The 20,024-nt window shown below is 34.3% G+C and carries 19 protein-coding genes; 2 read left to right on the top strand and 17 right to left on the bottom strand.

All coding sequences use genetic code 11. The features are described 5' to 3' along the window. Positions 1 to 19: 19 nt before the first annotated feature. Complete coding sequence (locus I580_RS08005; protein ID WP_010771453.1) at positions 20 to 1,075, bottom strand: trypsin-like serine peptidase; 1,056 nt, start codon at positions 1,073 to 1,075, stop codon at positions 20 to 22. A gap of 365 nt (positions 1,076 to 1,440) precedes the next feature. Between I580_RS08005 and galE the strand changes: the two genes are divergently transcribed. After that, complete coding sequence (gene galE / locus I580_RS08000; protein ID WP_010771452.1) at positions 1,441 to 2,436, top strand: UDP-glucose 4-epimerase GalE; 996 nt, start codon at positions 1,441 to 1,443, stop codon at positions 2,434 to 2,436. A gap of 157 nt (positions 2,437 to 2,593) precedes the next feature. On the opposite strand, the gene I580_RS07995 is transcribed toward galE, so the two are convergent. The 8 genes from I580_RS07995 to I580_RS07960 form a co-directional block, all read right to left on the bottom strand. Continuing rightward, positions 2,594 to 2,773, bottom strand: coding sequence for a helix-turn-helix transcriptional regulator (locus I580_RS07995; RefSeq protein ID WP_010771451.1), 180 nt, complete (start codon positions 2,771 to 2,773; stop codon positions 2,594 to 2,596). 472 nt (positions 2,774 to 3,245) lie between these two features. After that, the gene (locus tag I580_RS07990; RefSeq protein WP_010771450.1) at positions 3,246 to 3,602 is read right to left on the bottom strand and encodes a DUF2200 domain-containing protein; all 357 of its coding nucleotides are present in this window, start codon (positions 3,600 to 3,602) and stop codon (positions 3,246 to 3,248) included. A 63-nt stretch (positions 3,603 to 3,665) separates the two neighbouring features. Further along, on the bottom strand, positions 3,666 to 3,929 hold the full coding sequence (locus I580_RS07985; RefSeq protein ID WP_010771449.1) for a hypothetical protein: 264 nt from the start codon (positions 3,927 to 3,929) through the stop codon (positions 3,666 to 3,668). A 9-nt stretch (positions 3,930 to 3,938) separates the two neighbouring features. Then, positions 3,939 to 4,232 carry a DUF3784 domain-containing protein gene (locus I580_RS07980; RefSeq protein WP_010771448.1) on the bottom strand — a complete coding sequence of 98 codons (294 nt, stop codon included), beginning with the start codon at positions 4,230 to 4,232 and terminating at the stop codon, positions 3,939 to 3,941. Between the two features lie 105 nt (positions 4,233 to 4,337). Next, on the bottom strand, positions 4,338 to 5,507 hold the full coding sequence (locus I580_RS07975; protein WP_010771447.1) for an amidohydrolase: 1,170 nt from the start codon (positions 5,505 to 5,507) through the stop codon (positions 4,338 to 4,340). Between the two features lie 144 nt (positions 5,508 to 5,651). Then, entirely contained in the window at positions 5,652 to 6,851 is a 1,200-nt protein-coding gene (locus tag I580_RS07970; RefSeq protein ID WP_010771446.1) for an MFS transporter, read from the bottom strand. Between the two features lie 508 nt (positions 6,852 to 7,359). Then, the gene (locus I580_RS07965) at positions 7,360 to 7,623 is read right to left on the bottom strand and encodes a hypothetical protein (protein WP_010771445.1); all 264 of its coding nucleotides are present in this window, start codon (positions 7,621 to 7,623) and stop codon (positions 7,360 to 7,362) included. Between the two features lie 160 nt (positions 7,624 to 7,783). Further along, positions 7,784 to 8,719, bottom strand: a complete 936-nt coding sequence (locus I580_RS07960; protein ID WP_010771444.1) for a helix-turn-helix transcriptional regulator — start codon at positions 8,717 to 8,719, stop codon at positions 7,784 to 7,786. Between the two features lie 73 nt (positions 8,720 to 8,792). On the opposite strand from I580_RS07960, the gene I580_RS07955 reads away from it, so the two are divergent. After that, entirely contained in the window at positions 8,793 to 11,018 is a 2,226-nt protein-coding gene (locus tag I580_RS07955; RefSeq protein WP_010771443.1) for an ATP-binding cassette domain-containing protein, read from the top strand. A gap of 127 nt (positions 11,019 to 11,145) precedes the next feature. On the opposite strand, the gene I580_RS07950 is transcribed toward I580_RS07955, so the two are convergent. The 8 genes from I580_RS07950 to I580_RS07915 form a co-directional block, all read right to left on the bottom strand. Continuing rightward, the gene (locus tag I580_RS07950) at positions 11,146 to 11,433 is read right to left on the bottom strand and encodes an SHOCT domain-containing protein (protein WP_010771442.1); all 288 of its coding nucleotides are present in this window, start codon (positions 11,431 to 11,433) and stop codon (positions 11,146 to 11,148) included. Between the two features lie 81 nt (positions 11,434 to 11,514). Further along, entirely contained in the window at positions 11,515 to 12,561 is a 1,047-nt protein-coding gene (locus I580_RS07945; protein WP_010771441.1) for a hypothetical protein, read from the bottom strand. Positions 12,562 to 12,585: 24 nt separating this feature from the next. After that, positions 12,586 to 13,287 (bottom strand): response regulator transcription factor, encoded by a 702-nt coding sequence (locus I580_RS07940; protein WP_010771440.1) that lies wholly within the window; start codon positions 13,285 to 13,287, stop codon positions 12,586 to 12,588. A gap of 13 nt (positions 13,288 to 13,300) precedes the next feature. Further along, entirely contained in the window at positions 13,301 to 14,764 is a 1,464-nt protein-coding gene (locus I580_RS07935) for a sensor histidine kinase (RefSeq protein ID WP_010771439.1), read from the bottom strand. A 55-nt stretch (positions 14,765 to 14,819) separates the two neighbouring features. Continuing rightward, entirely contained in the window at positions 14,820 to 15,779 is a 960-nt protein-coding gene (locus tag I580_RS07930) for a DUF4822 domain-containing protein (RefSeq protein WP_010771438.1), read from the bottom strand. A gap of 201 nt (positions 15,780 to 15,980) precedes the next feature. Further along, positions 15,981 to 16,688: a DUF975 family protein gene (locus I580_RS07925; protein ID WP_010771437.1), complete on the bottom strand. Its 708-nt coding sequence runs from the start codon at positions 16,686 to 16,688 to the stop codon at positions 15,981 to 15,983. A 289-nt stretch (positions 16,689 to 16,977) separates the two neighbouring features. Next, positions 16,978 to 18,744 (bottom strand): AIPR family protein, encoded by a 1,767-nt coding sequence (locus tag I580_RS07920; protein WP_010771436.1) that lies wholly within the window; start codon positions 18,742 to 18,744, stop codon positions 16,978 to 16,980. Then, the gene (locus I580_RS07915; RefSeq protein ID WP_010771435.1) at positions 18,744 to 20,018 is read right to left on the bottom strand and encodes an FRG domain-containing protein; all 1,275 of its coding nucleotides are present in this window, start codon (positions 20,016 to 20,018) and stop codon (positions 18,744 to 18,746) included. The genes I580_RS07920 and I580_RS07915 overlap by 1 nt, the downstream gene beginning before the upstream one ends. Positions 20,019 to 20,024: the final 6 nt, after the last annotated feature.

Genomic DNA, 20,024 nt, shown 5'->3' with positions numbered 1-20,024 from the left:
ATGCATGGCTGCTTTTTTTCTAATTTGCGATTATCTGATTATATGCTGATGAATTTATTTTAGTATATACTTTTGTTCTATTAGCATCATTCATTTCAGATGAGTTGATTCCAATAACGCGACCAGCACCGTCAAATAAAGGGCCTCCACTCATACCGCCATACATAATACCCAGTCTATCTTGATAAACCCAGTTGAACCAGTCACTTCTTATGTAACTAGTGGTTACATCAACCGTAGAACGAGTCAAGTATCTACTTTTAGCTTCAAATCCCCAAGAGACTGCATTTTTCAAACTATTTGGTGGCGTTGTCAACATTGCTACATTCGGTGGTACACTCCCAGATGAGCGACTTATATGAAAAGATCCAAAATCTGAACGAATACCTTGCGTATGATCTTTTGATTTGATCCAATCATTGTTAGTAGTCATTTTATTGACTTTATATACAGAAGACGCAATCCATCCAACTCTAGGGTCTTTCCTAAATCCAAAATTCAGAGTAGCAGTTTTAACCCAACCAAATCCATGTTCTTTATCATAAACACAGTGTCCAGCAGTTCCGGCTTTTGTACCTGAAACTTTAAAACCACTTCCATCAGCCATAATCAAACCACCCCTGCCGTTATCAAAAAATAAGTATGCTTTAGCGATAGCTCCGTGAGTCAAATTTGGTCCTGTCTGAGCCGCTCCTCTTGCTTGCACGATATTATCTTGTTCAGATTCTAGAAGCTCTTCAAGTTTCCTATTTTTATATTCCTCTGGTTGTTTTCCATCTTCATATTCTTCCATGGAAATAATTGATACATCACCTTCAAAGTTAGGATTGTCATTTAAATAATCTTTTTTTATTTCCTCTTCCCACTTGTCAATGTCAACCTTTACTTCCTGTAGCCCACTTCTTGTCATTATTGGAGAAGTGTATGATGCTGGATCAACACCATTTATTTCTCTAGTTACAGATACATCAACCCCAGAAATTATTTCTGAATCACCTTCAGCATTTACTTTGATACTACTAACTGTAAATACAGAAACCAACAAAACAGTCCAACCCAATATTTTTCTCTTCAAAATATCACTCCATTTCTTTTAGATAATCCAAACGAATTTTAAGTATCATTTAAATTTCAGTTATAATTATATCACTAATTGTATGAATAAAAAATGGTGAATAAAATTAATATAGTAAATTTTCACTTTAAAAAAGTTTTTTCACCTAACAAAATAATATCTCAGAAACATTTTGAAAGGAGTACCATTTGCAAAACCAACTAAAATTATTTCTATTACTCAACTGAATTTATTAATCATTTCATAACTACAAGGCTTGAATCTATCCAAATAAATTTTGATAACCTATAATGAAAGCAGATACAACACTATTTTTCTATCGGAGCTGATTAAGCTCACTAAACTCTTAACTCAGGAGGTAATTCATGAACATTTTAGTCGTCGGAGGAGCTGGCTACATCGGCTCACATATCGTCAAACAATTAACTGACTCAAACCACAAAGTCATCGTTCTAGACAATCTACAAACAGGACACGCTGAAGCTGTGACCAAACCAGCAACTTTCATTAAAGGTAATGTAAAAGATAAAGCTTTACTTAGGGAACTTTTCTCCAAGACTTCTTTCGATGTTGTATTTCACTTTGCTGCTAATTCGTCTGTAGAAGAATCCATGGAGGATCCTTTACTTTATTTTGATAATAACGTTTCTGGCTTGATTGCTCTTTTAGAAGTCATGAATGAATTTGCTGTAAAAACGATCATCTTCTCTTCCACTGCAGCAGTTTATGGCGATACTTCAGAAGAGATAATCACAGAAGATACTGAGACTACCCCTAAAAATCCTTACGGAGAAAGTAAACGAATGATGGAGAAAATCATTCAATGGTGCCATACTGCTTATGATATCAAGTATGTCGTGTTACGCTATTTTAATGTAGCAGGTGCTGATTTAGCTGGGGTAATCGGTGAGGATCATCATCCTGAAACGCATTTGATTCCAATCGTTTTAGAAGTTCCTCTGGGAAAAAGAAATTTTATCACCATTTTTGGAGACGATTATGATACGAAAGATGGAACAACGGTGCGTGATTATGTGCATGTTGTAGATTTAGCAACTGCCCATTTACTAGCAATGGATTATTTACTTGCAGGAAATGACAGTACTATTTTCAATGTCGGTAGTTCGACTGGTTTTTCAACATTAGAAATCATTCAATCCGTCGAAAAGTATACACAACAAAAAATCCCTGTAAAATACGGCAGTCGTAGAGAAGGGGATCCTCATTCTTTGATTGCTTCAAGTAAGAAAATCAAAGAGGTTTTAGGATGGGAACCATTATATACAGATTTGGATTCGATCATTGATAGTGCTTGGAAATGGCATACAAGTCATCCGAATGGCTATAAAAATGAACAATAACTGATGTTAAATTGAAAAGAACCAGCAGATAAGATTTATGAATCTTACATGCTGGTTCTTTTCTCAATTCGTTTAACTTTAGTTATATTTTCCTCTGCTAGAGCTACTCATCCTTTTTGTTCTCCTCACTCACTATTACATCATCTCTTTTTAAAATTTAATCTAATGAAAAGTCAAAGAAAAAACTGAGTTCAACTAATGTATCAATATTAGGATAAGATTTTTCATTTTCCCAACGTGAAACTGTTTGTCTTGTGACATGAAATTTAGTAGCTACTTGTTGCTGCGTTAATTTTTTCTGTTCTCTGCGGATTTTTAACAATTTTCCAATTTCCATACTGTGTCTTCCTACCTTCAAAGTGTTTTTTATATGTACAGTGATAAAATCACTTCACATAAAAAACTACGTAACGAATACGCTTGTCGCTACCTCCACCATTCCCTTTGTTGAGGAACTTTCTTCATCAAAGAAGCGAATTCCCCAACAATCGTAAACAAAATAGTTCTTCATGGCTGTCCCTCCCGTTTGTGTTATCTTAAATATCACATATTAGGGCAGATTTAAAAAGCAATTTTGATGTTACATCATGTTCTATTCATGATTTTTTGAGTATTTACCGTTATTATTTGTCATCTTTTTTTCACTTAACGAAAATTTGAAATAAGATAACAACTTTGATTATGTAATGTATTGATATCAATAAGGAAATTCAATTATCTATGGTGAAAACAAAAAACGGTCATATCATTTCAAACTAGACAATGACTAGTCATACTCTGATAGACCGCTTTTATTCCTTAACAATTCGTTATTTTCTCAAGATCTTTTCCATTTTTTTCCCTTTAGCCAATTCGTCAATTAGTTTGTCCATATAACGAATTTTCTGCATTAGTTCATCCTCTATCTCTTCTACACGATAGCCACAAATTAGACCTTTGATTAATGAGACATTAGGATTTATTTTCGGGGCTTCTGCAAAAAAAGTTTCAAAATCGACTTGATTCTCTATTTGTTTTTGTAATCCAGCTTGGTCATAACCTGTTAGCCAGAAAATGATTTCATCAACTTCTGGCTTTGTACGACCTTTTTTCTCTACTTTTTTAATATATAACGGGTAAACACTAGCAAAAGACATAGTAAATATTTTTGGCTTTTTTGCCTCCATTTTTCTCCCACCTTTTTGTATGATTGTATACCATTATATCTTTCATTTGCTTATAATTAAAACTTAGGGATTTACTTTCGTTTCCTTCAAGTTATTTATCACAGCAATTAATTGATTCACTTTTTGTTTTTCTACGCAGGTGATTACCGAAGTCACTTGGCGTATGCCTTCCACTTTCTCTAATTTGATTTTTTGATCTAGCGACTGTGTTTTTTTGACGTTCCTTTTCTGTGGTAAAGGGTTGTTTTGTTTGTTTTTATTTTTATCTATTCGTAGCACTAGAAAAAAGAATAGTCCTATCGCAATAATGATGATAAACAATATCATTTCAACTCCTTATTTTTGCCTGAATTTTGGTGAAGTATTCACGTAAGCAATCATCATACCCACTAGTACGATGATTCCTACGATAGTCACTAGCTTTATTTCTGGAAAGAAACTCGTTAAGCCTATCGATATTGCAGAAATAAACAGCAGTCCACTTACAGCTTTCCCTAACATTTTTCCATTTAATTTTGCTTTTTCTTGTTTTGTTGCAGTATTATAACCAGCAATCAACCATAGCCATTTCCCTCGCCAAAGTTGAATCCCGCAGAGTATAAACATCAGGATCATAATCAACTCTAACATCCTTTTCACCTTCTTTTCTCCTATTTTGCCAAATTTTCCAAGTAAATACCAGTTTTTTTGGACTAAAAAGAACTTTAACAATCATGCTAAAGTTCTTTTTTCTTTTTAAGCTTGTCCTAAAATGTCCAAAATAATCTGTGCATGCATACCAGATCCTATTGGGAAACATTCTTCCATGATTTTAAATTTCGGATGATGATTCATATACCCACATCCTTGTGCTGCTGTTCCGCCACCTAAAATAAAGAAGGATCCTGGTTTAACATCTGTATAGGCAGAGAAATCTTCGCCTCCCATCATTTTGGGTGCTTCAAACATTCTTTCTTTACCGACAACTTTTTCAGCCGCTGCTATTACTAAATCTGTTGCATCACTATCATTATTGACCTCACTATAACCTAGTAAGTAGTCTAGGTCATAAGTCGCATCGTACATCTTACAGATTCCTTCAATGATTCCCTCAATTCGTTTTTTGATAAACAGACGAACTTCTTTATTATTCGTACGAACAGTCCCTTGGATTTGGGCTGTATCAGGAATCACATTCGCTGTTTTTCCAGCGTTGAACTCACCGATCGAAATTACCGCATTATCAAAAGGACTAATATTCCTTGAAACAATATTATTCAAATTATTGATAATTTCTACCCCGATCATGATTGGGTCAATAGATAGATCTGGCGTTGATCCATGCGAACCTTTTCCTTGAATTTTTAATGTAAAGACATCAGAAGCTGCACTAGCTGGTCCTTTTCTGGTTCCAACCATCCCAACTGGAATATTCGGTGCAATATGCAACCCAAAAACCATATCCACATCGTCCATCACACCTGCTTCAACTAACAATTTTGCACCGCCTGGTGGTTCTTCTTCGGCTGGTTGAAAAATAAATTTTACTGTGCCAACTATTTTATCTTGCATCTCACTCAATACTTTGATAGCACCTAATAACATCGCAGTATGTGTGTCATGCCCACATGCATGCATCACCCCAGGATTTTCAGAAGGAAAGTCCACGTCTGCTTCTTCCATGATCGGCAATGCATCAATATCTGCTCTTAAAGCGATCGTTTTTCCGGGTTTGTTTCCCTTTAAGGTAGCGATCACACTATTCTCAGTTAATGAGCTGACTTCTAAATTAGGAAAATCGGCTAACACTTTTTGAATATATTTCGCCGTTTCGACTTCATGAAAAGACAATTCTGGATGACGATGTAAGTGTCTTCTCCATTTCACCATATCCTTTTGGGGCATTTTTTCTTGAATGTTTGTCATTTAAGCTCCTCCTTATTTTAAAAATGTAGTAGGCTTGTTCAACTTCGTAGAGAAATAGGAAATTAGTAAATACTGACTATGATACTTTTTGCCACAGTCGATTGCTATCTTCTCCGAAAAGTTATCCTATGCTATTAAAATCGCCTATTTTTGTTTAATAAACATAATCGTCACTGCAGTCAATAATCCAACAACCAAAAAGAAAATAAATGTTGAAATATATTGGCCATTTGACAGTTCCACTAATTTTCCGATAAGTGTTGGTGAAACAAATCCGCCTAAAATCCCTCCCGTAGCTAATGTTCCGTAACTTGGAGCAAATTTAGCTCCTTCAAAAATTCTCAATGGGATACTCATCATTGTAACGAACGAAATGATTAAAAAGAAATTCGCTAAGCCCATAACAATTGATAATAAAACTAGATTGCCAATATAGTATGAGCCGAATGCTGAGATTGCTCCTAAAACAGCGGTGATTGCAACGATTGCTTTTTCTTTATGCTGGAAAAAACGTCCTACGACATAGCTGCCGCCAATTGAACCGATTAGCATGAATAAACCACCCACACTGCTGATCACAGCTGCACCATTTAAATCTAAGCCTCGTTCTCCCGTCAAAAAGCTAGGTACCCAACTTGAAAGTCCATATAACAAACAGTTGATGAAAAATGAACTCAAAAATAATATCCAAACTCGAATATCGGACCAAATCACCAAAATGGAGATTTTATCTGTTTTGGTTGCAACCGCATCAGCTTGTTCTTTTGTTTTTTCATTTCTAGGAATCGCAATAATCAGAAAAATAGCAATCACAACAGCTAAAGCCGTTAAAATAAGGTACGCATTTTTCCACCCAGCATTGGTAATGATCGGCGACAACGCTAACGGTCCGATAAATCCAGCTACACCAGAAGATGATAGCAAAATTCCTTGAGCAAATGTCCGTTTTTCTGGTGGAAAATTCATAGTGACTTCTTTACTTGCAGAAGAAGCATAGCCTGAATGAGCCAATAATCCTGTTAAAAAACGTAACGACATAAACATGATCAATGAGGTCCCAAATCCAAATAAGAAGGAAAATAGCCCCATCCCTAAAACAGACCCGATCAAGACAATACGTGACCCTACTTTATTGATCACCAATCCCATTGGAATTTGCATAATCGCATATCCTAGGAAAAAGGCACTCATGATCATTCCTTTTGCAGCTGGATCTAAACCAAATTCAGTTGATATCGGAATCAATGAATACCCAACTGAAAGCTTATCAATGTAAACCATGGTATAACCTAAAAATAATGCAACTAACAATAACCCAGTATTCTTTGTTTCTTTTTTTTCCATAAATCCTCCTTAAATTAAAAGCGGAATGGGCTCTCTTAGGCTCCAGTGAAAAATAGGAAAATATGATTGTGACGTTTTTTGTCACATACAGATTTCATTTTTTTCGAAGGCCTTCAATCCATAGCATTCTAGTACTTAGAAATGGATGAAATTAGAACAGAGCACAATGGGTAAAAAATATCCTATTTTACCGCTTAAATACTTACTATTAGTTTAGTATAATATATTACCCAGCAAAAAAGAAGAATAAAATGAGAAAATAATGAATCGAACATTAATCAAAACACCTTGAAAAGGAGATGATTCTAATAATGAAAAGAACACTGATTAAGCAAGATCCTCGTTATTTAGCGCAAAGAATACACTTTCTAAGTGTTAAAATCAGTGTATCCAAAAATCTAAGAATAAAAATAATGACCCTATAGTAAATAGCGGAAAAAATCCCCAGATATTATACATGTTGATTTCAATTCCATGACCAATACGTTTAGGGATAAAATAATGAGACTCAGAAAAACATTGTCCATTTTCTTTGATTCCATAATGGACGGAATAGATAAAAGTGGATTTGTTTCTTTTTTCCCGTTATTCTAGCCTCACGTTTTTGCTCATATGTTGACTTAAGAATAAATAAAAAAATATAGGCAAAAATAAAATACATTAGTGCCGATGGTGTACGCTCCAGTGAATAACTTAAATACAAATATAGAGCAAAAAAAGCACTATATGTTAATAAATGCCTTTGTGCTAAGGTTCTTATAAAATTTTTCATGGCTACCGCTCCTTTCAATTTATTATATCAACAATAGTATACAAACGATTCGCTTTTCCCTATTGCATTGGAAGCCCTTTCTTCCAAACGCGTGTTACATGTGTTACAACTTTTAACTGTTAAAGTTCGTTGTATTTATTTAGCCGTCTATCTGTTTTTTTTACAAATACTTCTTTCCTAATTCTTTTACTTTTTCTTTTAATAATTTCACTAAATCCTTTGGCGCTGTCACGTGCGCTTCTTTTCCCAACAATAGAAAAAAATCCACAGTATACACAATATCCGACTTATCGATCAGCATTGATAATTCTGCTTGACCTTTTTCATTTTTCTGAACGCCTTTGTGTAAATAACGATTTTCTAAACATTGCTTCTCACCAGATTCAGTCAAATAAGCAAAAAGTTCTACTGGTTCTTTGGGTTTGTATTCAGCCTCAATTTGTTTCAATGTAATCGAAGCATCGAATGTTTGGCTGCTTATACTCAATTGTTGGATTCGATCGACTCTAAAATGTCGTGTTTCTTGAATTGCTTGATCTATTGCAAACAAATACCAAAAGCCATTGCTAGTATATATACCAATTGGCTCCACGCTTTTTTGTGAAACTTTTTTTACTGATTGATACCCTATAGTGAGTACCTTATGGTCTAAGCATGCTGTAATCAACTGATTTAAGTAGAGAGCTGAAACGGCCTGCTTTGGTACAGAAATTTGAAAATGATCAGATAGTTGAAGAAGCTTTTGTCTCACTTCTTTTGACACGACTTCCAATAATTTTTCTTTGGCTGTAATCGTGTTGACCTTAAACGGAAAATCTTCATAACTTGTCAGCGACTGAATGGCAAAATACAGTGAAAATAGTTCTGCCTCAGTAAACAAAACCGGTGGCAAGACTTGATTAGGTAATACAACAAAACCACCATTACGCCCTTTTTTTGATTCAATATACAAACCTAAGTCTGCTAAATCTGAGATATATCGATAAATACTACGCACAGACAATTGAAATTCATCTGCCAATTCTTGAGCTGTAAATTCTTGCTTATTTTGAACATACCAAAGCATATCGTAAAGGAGCTTTTCTTTTTTGATCATTCTCACTTCTTTCTATAAACTGACAAATCTTGTCATATTTAATCGCTATACTTAAGATAAAGGAGGAATGATCATGAGTCAAATCATAATTCATGGAGCACGTACTCGAAATTTAAAAAATGTTGATGTCACTATCGAAAAAAATAAAATCAATGCTTTCGTTGGTGTATCTGGATCGGGTAAATCTTCATTAGTTTTTAATACAATCGCAGCCGAGGCACAACGTCAAATGAATGAAACATATCCTAGCTATATCCGCAATCGCATGCCACATTTAGAAGCTCCACTTGTGGATTCGATTGAATATCTTTCACCTGCTGTAATCATCAATCAAAAAGCTTTAGGTGATAATCGACGTTCAACAGTAGGAACTGCTACAGATATCAATCCAACCTTGCGTTTGCTTTTCTCACGCTTTGGTCAGCCTTTTATGGGCTATTCTGATTTATTTTCTTTTAATAGTCCCGCTGGTATGTGTAAAACATGTGAAGGTTTAGGCATTGCTACTAAGTTCAATTTAGCTGAGCTGCTTGATTATGAACGGTCATTAAATCAAGGAGCTATTCGTTTTCCGACATTTGAACCTAATAGTTATCGCTGGAAACGCTATGTAGATTCAGGTTTATTTGATAATGACAAACCATTGAAACATTTTACTCAAGAGGAAATGAAACTTTTGCTATACTCAGCTGAACTCAAATCACCAACTCCAAAAACTGGATGGTACAAATCTGCAACCTACGAAGGGCTGATTCCTAGGATTACTAAGACATTTATCCAAAATCCATCAAAAAGCTATCGACGTTACTTACCTGAAGTTCAACGTATTACTAAACAAGAAAAATGTCCTGCTTGCAAAGGATATCGTTTAAATGAGCAAGCATTATCGTGCAAGATCAAAGGAAAACATCTTGGTGAATGTTTAGAGATGCAGTTAGATGAATTAAGAGATTTTTTGCGTAGTTTATCACAACAAGGGGTTCAACCGATGTTGGACAACACCTTACACCAGCTGGATCATTTTTGTCAGGTAGGACTCGCTTATCTTAATTTAGCTCGAGAAACAGGAACGCTGTCTGGTGGTGAATCTCAACGAATCAAATTGATTCGTTCAGTTGGAAGTAGCCTTACAGATTTGATGTATATTTTTGATGAGCCTAGTGTTGGGCTGCATCCACAAGATATTCAAGCGATTGGACAGTTAATTCGAGCAATTAAAGAGAAAGGAAACACAGTTTTATTGATTGATCATGATCCAGCTATCATTCAATTAGCAGATACTGTCTTTGAGTTAGGTCCTAAAGCTGGTATTCATGGCGGCGAACTGATTAGTATTAGTCATTTTGAAGAGTGGAACAAGCGACAAGCAGCACAACAACCGCTGACTAGAAAGCAACAGGAAAGCACACAGCCTAATTTTTTTACAGCAGAGAATATTTCAAAAAATAATGTTACGAATGTATCTGTGCAACTTCCAACACAACGGTTGATCGCGATTACAGGAGTAGCTGGATCTGGAAAAAGTTCTTTTGCAAAAGCGTTGCAGGAACAATATAATGAAGAGATTTTTTATGTCACTCAAAAAACGTTACGAGCAAGTCGTCGTTCAACCATTATCTCTTCAATCGGTCTTTTCGGTGAGATTCGTCAGCTATATAGTCAAAAAAATCATGTTGCAGCTAGTTATTTTAGCTTCAACGGAAAAGGAGCTTGTCCCGTTTGCAAAGGCAAAGGGTTTATCGAAACAGAATTGGCTTTTCTTGATCCAATTCGGAGTACTTGCGAAGCTTGTCATGGGAGCAAATATCACCAAGACATTCTTCAATACTCTTATAATGGGAAAAATATTGTAGAATTGCTCGCCCTCTCAGTTGAAGACAGTTGTCATTTTTTTTCAACGCAACAAAAAATTGCTAAGCAGCTCTTGTGGCTCAATAAGATTGGTTTAGGCTACCTCTGCTTGGGACAAACATTAGATACTCTTTCTGGTGGAGAATTACAACGCTTAAAATTGGCCTGTCATCTTGACTGTAAAAATAAAGGAATTATTTTAGACGAGCCTACTACTGGTCTAAGTACGAAAGATGTCCAATCATTACTGACTGTGTTTGATGAACTACTTCAAAATAATAATACTCTTTTAGTAATCGAACATAACCTAGAGCTGATACGTCTAGCAGACTGGATGGTCGAATTTGGCCCTGGCTCTGGAAAAAAGGGTGGTCAAGTGATTTTTGAAGGAAGACCTACAGATGCTATCCATGATTCTAATTCCGTAACAGGGATGTTTTTATCATAGTATAAAAGCTGAGACATAACTCTACGAGTCACATCCCAGCTTTGAGGAATCCAAATAAACGGTGTGATCAGAAGTACCCCCTCTTATTTCTCGGAGCTAAATGCTTCTATCACACCCTCTTTTACGATTATTTTTTTAGCACTTCTTTTTTATGCAAGTATTCTTCTTCTGTAAGATTTCCTTTCGCGAATTCTTCAGCTAGCACATCAAATGCTGAAGGACGAACTGGTTGATGTGGTACCTCCGGTTGTGTTCTATTGCTTATATTTTCCTGTTGATTCGTTTTATTTCTCATAAAATAAACAGCGCCAATAATCACAATGATTATCAAGATCCACCAAAAAAGTCCCATACCAAACATCCCTCCTCGCATCATGCCACGTCCTCCATTGAAAAAACTTGAACAATAACCCATCTATAATCGCTCCTAACATATTTTTATTTAGTATAAAATAAAAATATGTCAAAAGTGTGTCGAAAAATTAGCGGATTCTGTTTAAAGTTCAATATGCTGGATCAATTTTTGATAAGAGTCAAATGAAGGATGCTTTGCGAGTTCACTGTTTTCAAGCACTAGCTTCTGTTGCTCAATGATTGCTTTAGTCAAACTATCCGCAAAAGAAACAAAATCATCGTTTGTTTCTTCCTTATATTCTAAAGAGAAATACTTTGACTGCCGATAATATTTTTTCAGATTATCCGCCACAATTTTTTCAGGCTGATCTGCAAAATATTCATCATAACGTGCGCTGTCGATTTTTCCATCCGTCACAGTCAACTGTATTCTGCCGATTAAGCCATTACCAAAATCTTCAGCATAGCCGATATATTTCGTTTTTGATGGTTGTTTGATTTCATCTGCTAATTCAGCAGCAATCGCCATTAACCCTTCTCTTGCAGTTGTTGAGGAACCTTTGACTGTTTCAAAATTCCCTGTTATCCGATTTTCCTCACGCATTTGTCTTTCTACAAACGTGATTCCGTTAACGACCGTTACTAAAGTAGTATCTGTTCTTGGATTTTGTGCTTGAAAGAAAGCATAATCAGAAAGACGTTTATTAGCTCCTGCATATTTTGAAGCATAATAATTTTCAGCTCCGTATTCGTTAAATTCAACGTTGATGATTTTATGCGTATCATCGGTAACGATCTCAACAATGCCTTTATTACCAACATCAAAATAGCCATCATTCGTATAATAATTGCCTTCCATCAAGCCTAACGGAGGCTGATTTGACCAAAACATTTTCTCGAGTTTCTCTTCATAAGTATAAAGAGGTTTTGGATTTGAGCCAAAGGTTGTTTGAGTGGCACCGGTCACAACGTCATAATTATAAGAAGTATTCTCAAAAGATAAATCATTCACGCCTTTTTCTTTTGTCTCTTCACTTGATGGAATGGTCTCCGATGAAGAGGAGTTAACCAACGGTGCCCTTAATGGCGTATTGGATTTGTCTGTATCTTTTCTTTGATCTGGTTTACAGGCAGAAAGACCTACGATACTACATAAAATGAAAACAGCAAGTAGATAGCTTTTTTTCATAAATTTTCTCCTTTTAATTTTTCACTAGGTATTGAAGCGATAACCGCTACCCCAAATTGTTTCTATTGGAATTTCTGATAATTTGCCTTTTTTGAGCTTTTCTCTGATGCGCCCAACATGAACAACGACCGTATAGATATCACTATCAAGATCATCCATATCCCAAACTTGACGAAATAATTGCTCTTTCATCCAAACTCGATTTGGATGTTCCATGAAAAATAGGAGTAAATCAAATTCTTTCGTTGTAAAAATGATTTCTTCCCCTAACACAAATACTCTACGGGCACTTTTATCGATCCTAATTTGACCAATTTCTATCGTGTCGTTCACTTGATCTGTTCTAGTCAATAACTGATAACGTTTAATATGTGCTTGGACCCGAGCAACTAATTCACTCGGACTAAAGGGTTTGGTCATATAATCATCCGCACCCAGCCCTAGGCCTCTGACTTTATCGATATCTTCTTTTTTAGCTGAAACGATCATCAGTGGAATATTTTTCTTTTCTCTAATACGACGGCAAATCTCAAAGCCATCCATTGACGGCAACATGATATCAATCACGATCAAATCAAAGGATTCATTTAATGCCCGATTTAGCCCAACCAATCCATCGCTTGCGATCTCTGCTTCTATATGATTGATTTCTAAATAATCCTTTTGTAATTCTGCAATACTTGCATCATCTTCGATCAATAAAACGCGTGATACTTCGTTTGACATTTGGCTGTCCTCCTCAGGCTTTTTTTAATATAATCGTGACAGTCGTTCCATGATGTAATTGACTTTCAATCTCGACTTGACCGTCATGCATATCGATAATTTGCTTGACGATGGCAAGGCCTAAGCCACTACCGCCAGTATTTGTTGGCCGCGCTTCTTCGCCCCGATAAAAATGATCAAAAACAAACGGTAATTGTTCCGCCGAGATCCCTTGTCCGTTGTCAGATACGCTGACTTTCACTATTCCAGCACTTTCAGAGATGCCGATTTCAATCAAAAGTGGGCGGTTCATTGCTTTAAATTTTAGACTATTTTCGATTAAATTGATAAAAACTCGGTTTAACTGCATTCGATCTGCTAAAACATAACTTGCGTTCGTTTGCTGATTAGATAATTGGAACGAAACTTGGTTATCTTGCAACTGAAATTCTTCAATGATATGTTTCAAGAATTCATTGATATTGATTCGTTCAAAGTGAAAAGGAATAGCTGCTGCATCTAATTTAGAATATAAAAATAGTTCTTCGATCAACTCATTCAATGAAATAGCTTTTGTATGGATCGTTTGCAGATATTTATCCTGTTTCTCAGGAGAGTCAGCTACTCCATCCAGTAAGCCTTCAACGTAGCCAATAATTGAAGTGATCGGCGTTTTTAGATCATGAGAAATGCTTGCAACTAGTTCTTTACGGTTATTTTCAAGTTTTGCTTGTTCTTCAGTTGAGTAGATCAACGCTTCCCGCATTTTTTCAAAATCATCCGTCAACTGCTTTACTTCCATTGCTGTTTGTTTAACAGGTTTTGTCATCGACACTTCTAATTGACCATTGCTTATCGCAGACATTCCTACACCTAGGTTTTCTAAAGGACTAATAATCGTTTTTTTCAATAAATGATTGAGAAAAAGTAAGCCGCTAAGTGCCACAAGTAAAATCGTTACAATAACTAATACGCCCCATTTTGTCATAAACTCTAAAAAATTATTTTCTTTTTTCAAGACCAATAGACTGCCTGGTACTTGATCACTAAAATAAAAATCAAATTTCATATAGCGATACAAACGACCTGCATTATCGATGGTGCCTTTTGTTTCAAGATTATTGTCATCGAATTTAGGAAAATGAACGATCAATGATTTCTCTACCAAATCTTGTGAATAATAGGCAATATTTTCTTGTTTGCGTACAACAACACCTAGAGATTCACTTTCAAATTGACTGATGGTTTTCTTTAATTCTTCCTGTGGTCCAAGTAACTGATCTGGATCAGTTTTCGCTATTCCACGTAATTTGATATAGGCTAACTCTTCTTCTGGACTCAACGAGCGTTGCTCTGTAAAGGTTTTATATAAAGTACTCGGACTAGGAATTCTTCCTGTTGTCACATAAAACACTATACAAATGATTGAAAAAAGCGAAAGGCACGCAATCGCAATGCCCCCAATATATGAAATGAGAAATCGTTTTTTTATTGTCATTTCGTTCTCCTTTGGTTCATTTATTAGGGGATCAATTGCGTTTAGTCAGAACAGCTTAGAAACTGAATTCAGGTTTAAAGTCACCAGTATAAGGTTCGTGTTCTACAAATACTGTGATATCATTGCCCGCTTGATCTTTCCCCATGCGTTTGTACGTAAATTTTTTGTTATTCAGCTCGGTTAATTCTAACGCTGCCCCGTATTTATTTTGACCAATTGATACATGCGCTCGGATTTTATTATGATTCAATACATCAAAGTAACCAAAATCACCACGGCTAACGCCTGTTTCTAAGTTGAAAAATTCATATTTATTTGTATCAGCCGCAAATTTAGCTAAACTGATAAAGTTTTTATTAAACTCCGTTACATCATTGCCAGCTTCATCTAATACTTTTGTGCCGTTCCATAAGGTTTGTCCTAAGATTTCAGCACCAGGTTTCTTCGTCTCGATTTTACCTGTTGTTGTATCCAATGGTTTTTCTTTCTCTGTAAAAGCTAACTTAGTCTTATTATACGGGATATGTTCAACAAATACATCTACTTCATTTCCAGCTTTGTCTTTGCCTTTTCTTGTGTAGGTGAATTTTTTATTAGTCAGCTCAGTCAAACCGACAACCGCTTGATAATTCATCGTTTCAGAAATCAAAATCCGTTTTGTTCCATCATTTGTAATGAAAAATGTGCCGCGATCGCCACGGCTCTCTCCTGTTTTAGCATCGAAAAACTCATAGCGTCCTGTTTCAGCATCATATTTTGCTAAGCCAATAAAATTGGCATTTTCTGCTGTTAAATCATTGTTGTCTTTGTCGTAAACTTTTGTGCCTTGCCAATCGGTTTTACCTAAAGTTTTAGTTAATTTGTCCCCTTTATTTTTGTTCGGACTATTTTTTGATTGTTCTGTTTGCGGTTGGCTACTTCCTTTTGCGCCTAGAGACTCTTGTGTTCCAACACTGCAACCTGCTAATAGTAAAACTAAACTTGAAACACCTACGATGATTTTCTTATTGTTCATGATTTTTTGCTCCCTCCTATAATTAGGTAAATCTTCTTATTGCTTACCTTTATTATAAAGAGCCAATGTAAACAGATGCTAACAAGAAAATAAACAAATTATAAACAATTCAATTCGCTCATCATTTTACTTAAATAATTAGTCAGATTAAAAAGCCCGAAACAAAACGAACAATCCGTTTTGTTTCGGGCTTTTGATTTTTTAAGCAGTTATCGTTTTCGGTAAATTGTCATAGAATGCAGCTTTTGTGGCAGTAATGTATGGTGTTAACCATAGATAACCGATTCCTAACGTTAACATCGCTAAGATATGCCAACCGATAAAGCTTAGATCTAATAAAAATAATTGACCTTTATAGCCATTCATAAGCTTTCTGCTGCGAGTGATCGAGTCTAAAAAGCCTGGACGTACACCAGTTTCTTCATAACCATCATAATAAACAAAATATGCTTGTGAATAAGAATAACCTTTGATAATTCCTGGGATAATCAATAGTAATGACCATAGCGTAACAAAGACAAGTGTTAATAAACTAATACAAATCACGCCTAAAATCACAGGTCCAGCAAAACCGCGGAATGCATCTGAAAAGGGGTTGATTTCTTGTCTTTTTCCTCTTAAAAGATCAAGGAATGTCCAAGAAATCCCAGCACTAAATAACGCACCTATAACACCACCAAAGAAGCCACTTCCGCCACTGCCAGAACTCCCTTCATAGCTTGTAGTACCACTTACAAAATCAGGGTTATTTTGAACAAAAGTAATAGTTGGTAATAATAGTAGAAAAAATACAAGTAGTCCAATTGCAATGGAAATCAATGTTGGTACCAAACACATCAATACACTGTCTTTCCAACGTCCACGTAAAACGTCTTTCGCTTCATTTTTTAATTCAGCTCTTGTTTTCATGAAATTTCCCTCCTTTCATTTCATTAATTTTAGTATAACAAATAAATCATCTTAAAAGAAAACATATGCATTTTACCATTCGTTTACTTAACTTTTGAATAGATTCTGCTAAATATAATAAAAGAAATAGTTTGAATCAAAGAAAAACTATTTCATTAGAAAATTAGTACTAACTTTCTAATAATTATCTCCTACTACTTTGAGAAGAGGAGTTCTACAACCATTTATTTAATTTAGATTTTACTATTAAATAATCTCACTATAGTACTTTGCAAAAGTAAAAAATACATCACTTTACATCTAAAATATTTTCTACTTTACTATATACTTCTTTTAGTAAATTAATAATTTCTTTATTCTTTTTAAATGCATTAGAATCCCACTTTTGTTCATCATTGTCTAATAGCTTATCCCAATCAGATGCTAACACTTCTAATAACTTGCAATAAGACTCATTAGTAATCATTTTTTTTACATCTTCTACTTTATAAGTCCATTTAGAGTAATCTATGCTTTCTTCTGGCTTCGCTTCTTTTCGAGAGTTCAATACATTAATTATAATATAGATAATCAGATACTTACCATATTTATCTATACTTGACTCATTAGTTTCATGTTCACCTAAAGATAGATTTTTAGATATTTCAGTTATTTCATCAAATAATGCCATAGCGAAGTTAACTGCTTGGTAGTAATTTTTAAAATCTTCCTCTTCATTTCCTTCACTTAATTCTGGGAAGAGGCCAGTCTCTTCAAATTTCTTATTATCCACATCTACTTTCAGAATACTTTTTATAGCACCAGATCTAGCCGTGCCAGGTTTATCCAATAAAATAGAATACAGTATTCTTGGTAACACTTTTAAATTGTATGTTCTTTGAGTAACAGCAGAAAGTTCACCTCTTCTAACTATTGAAAAAACGAATGGATCAAGTTCTGAATGTTCTTCTGGTAAATTTTTCACTTTATCGTGCAAACCATTAATTTTACTAATTATATCCATTGTATATGCTATATCATCTATCACGATTGGTTTCTGTCTATTAAGTGAGATTGAAATCCTATCCGCCTGTTCGCTATCGCTAGATTCACTTGATAAAGAAATTATTTTTAACATAACAAATGCTTTATTTTTAGCTTCTTCTTTATTTTTATCTTCCACTACACTGGAAAAAAAGAAATTTGCAGCTGCATTTAGTGTCTGAGCACCGTTAATTACTGTTATCTCAGTCTTTCTATCTAGTGCATCCTTAAGAATAATTGAATTGGGTTTATCCAAAAACAAATTCCCTTTTTCAATTAAAATAGTTACTCCATTATTTAAATACCAAAATTCTGTCGGATTTTTTTTCAGCGTATTATTGATTGAACTATCTACATCTAGCTCATCCTTAATACCTAGTCTCAAGTTTTTTGAAAATAGATCAGATTCCTTGTCGTTATACAACATTACAAGATCATAAAGACTTGCGGTAAAAACATGTCCCATAGTTTTAGGAGTTTCCAAAGCTTTAGCTTTGATTCCAATCCTACTCAAAACCTGTATCTTATATTCTTTTTTCTCAGAATCTTGCGTGTGTAAATTACCTTTCTTAATAGTTCCATACGATAAGGAGAGATTTACTTTATTTAATGAAATTGATCGTTCTTTAAGTTTCTTCTGAATACTATCTTTTGTTATCTGATCAGATGTACTTGATCCAATTCTTTTCTCAATTGAATCAAACAGAAAATGTACATAAACATCTCCATGATTTTTTTCTACCTTAGATGCAATTTCTTTTATGATATCAGTAGAATTTGTATAACATATTTCTTTTTTACTAATACAAAATACATAAAGAGGAGGCTCACTTTCCTTTCTTTTCTCTTCAAGCTCAACCGTAGTATCAAAGTCAAAATCTTGATTTGATATAACCATAAATTCATCTGGTGAACTAAGTTTGATTATCTCTCTTTTAATACATGTAGATAATTCTATAGATGATTCATCATAACCAGCTATTTCCATAATATTTTTCACAGAACTTTCTATGTCAAACGCTAACTTTTCCATTATACATCTCCATATTCTTTAAAAATATTTGTCCAATCCATTAATTCAATATCAATGTTTCCCAAGACTAGCGATAGTATTTCATACTGATTGCATAACAGCATTTCAAAAAATTTACTTACTTTAGCATCAAAATATTTTTCATCAAAAGGTTTATTTTTATTCTCATCAACTAAATATCGTTTGGATAAATTTATGTCCATTGTCACTTCAATAAGATATCTTTCTAGAGCAATAACTTCTGGAATGATCGTATCATTTTTAAGAGATCTTGATATTTCTTTTTCCCAAATTTTATAAAATTTGGTTTTATTCTTGGGAGACCCATCTTTTTTTAGATCAACAAAATTAATTAAAATGTTATTTTGTTTGCAATATTTCGTCATTCCCTTGATATTATTTTCTTCTTTATAAACTGATAATCTATTTAGATGTCCTTTATATTTATTATATTCATAAACAATTTTTTTAGTACAATAATCAATATTTTGATAGAATGACTCTAATATATTATTCAAATCACCTTTGTCGGATAACCCTGTCTGTGAGTATTTTTCTAAAGTATTTACAAATCTGTTAGCCACATTATTCATCTCAGGATAAACAAAAGCATTCGAAATACCAAATAGCTTTTCCAATTCAATACGAATTCTTTTTTTACTTAAACATGGAATTGTCAACTCATTAACAACAGATTTTGGTAATGGTCTAAATTCATTCCCATAGAACATAATAAATCCGCCTTGTTGCGCTTTAATTCTGGAATTTTTGGTGTGATAATCTAGCATTTTATAACTATAAGAAAATAGTGGAAACTCATTTTTAAAGGAATGATTATTCAATAGTTCATTGGAATACAGTTCCTCTATTTCCAATGATGATGGGGAATATAAATTATTTGCTTCAATTACATATACTTTCCCATCTTGACGATCATAAACATCTTCTTTTTCATTGTAAAATGGAGTAACAGCAAAATGGAGTGCAATTAATGAATTAAAAGATACATCCAATAATCTACTAGGAAATCCTCCGTGTTGCGCTTCAATTGCAGTCAACAAGTATGATGTTTCGTTATCAAATCCTTCGGATCTAATCTTATGAATAATATTTTTTTCGAAATTTATGTATTCAAGTCTTCGGCTTTCTCTAAAAATATTTGGAACACATGGAATAGGGTATTCTTTATTCTCACCTCTATAGACAAACATCTTTTCATTATCTCCAACAATATCAGATATACTTTTTATATAGTCAAATAGACTTTCGATCACTGAGTT

This window comes from Enterococcus caccae ATCC BAA-1240 (assembly GCF_000407145.1).
Taxonomy (GTDB): Bacteria; Bacillota; Bacilli; order Lactobacillales; family Enterococcaceae; genus Enterococcus_L; species Enterococcus_L caccae.
Note: the sequence above shows the minus strand (reverse complement) of the source record. Positions and strands in the feature narration are given on the sequence as shown.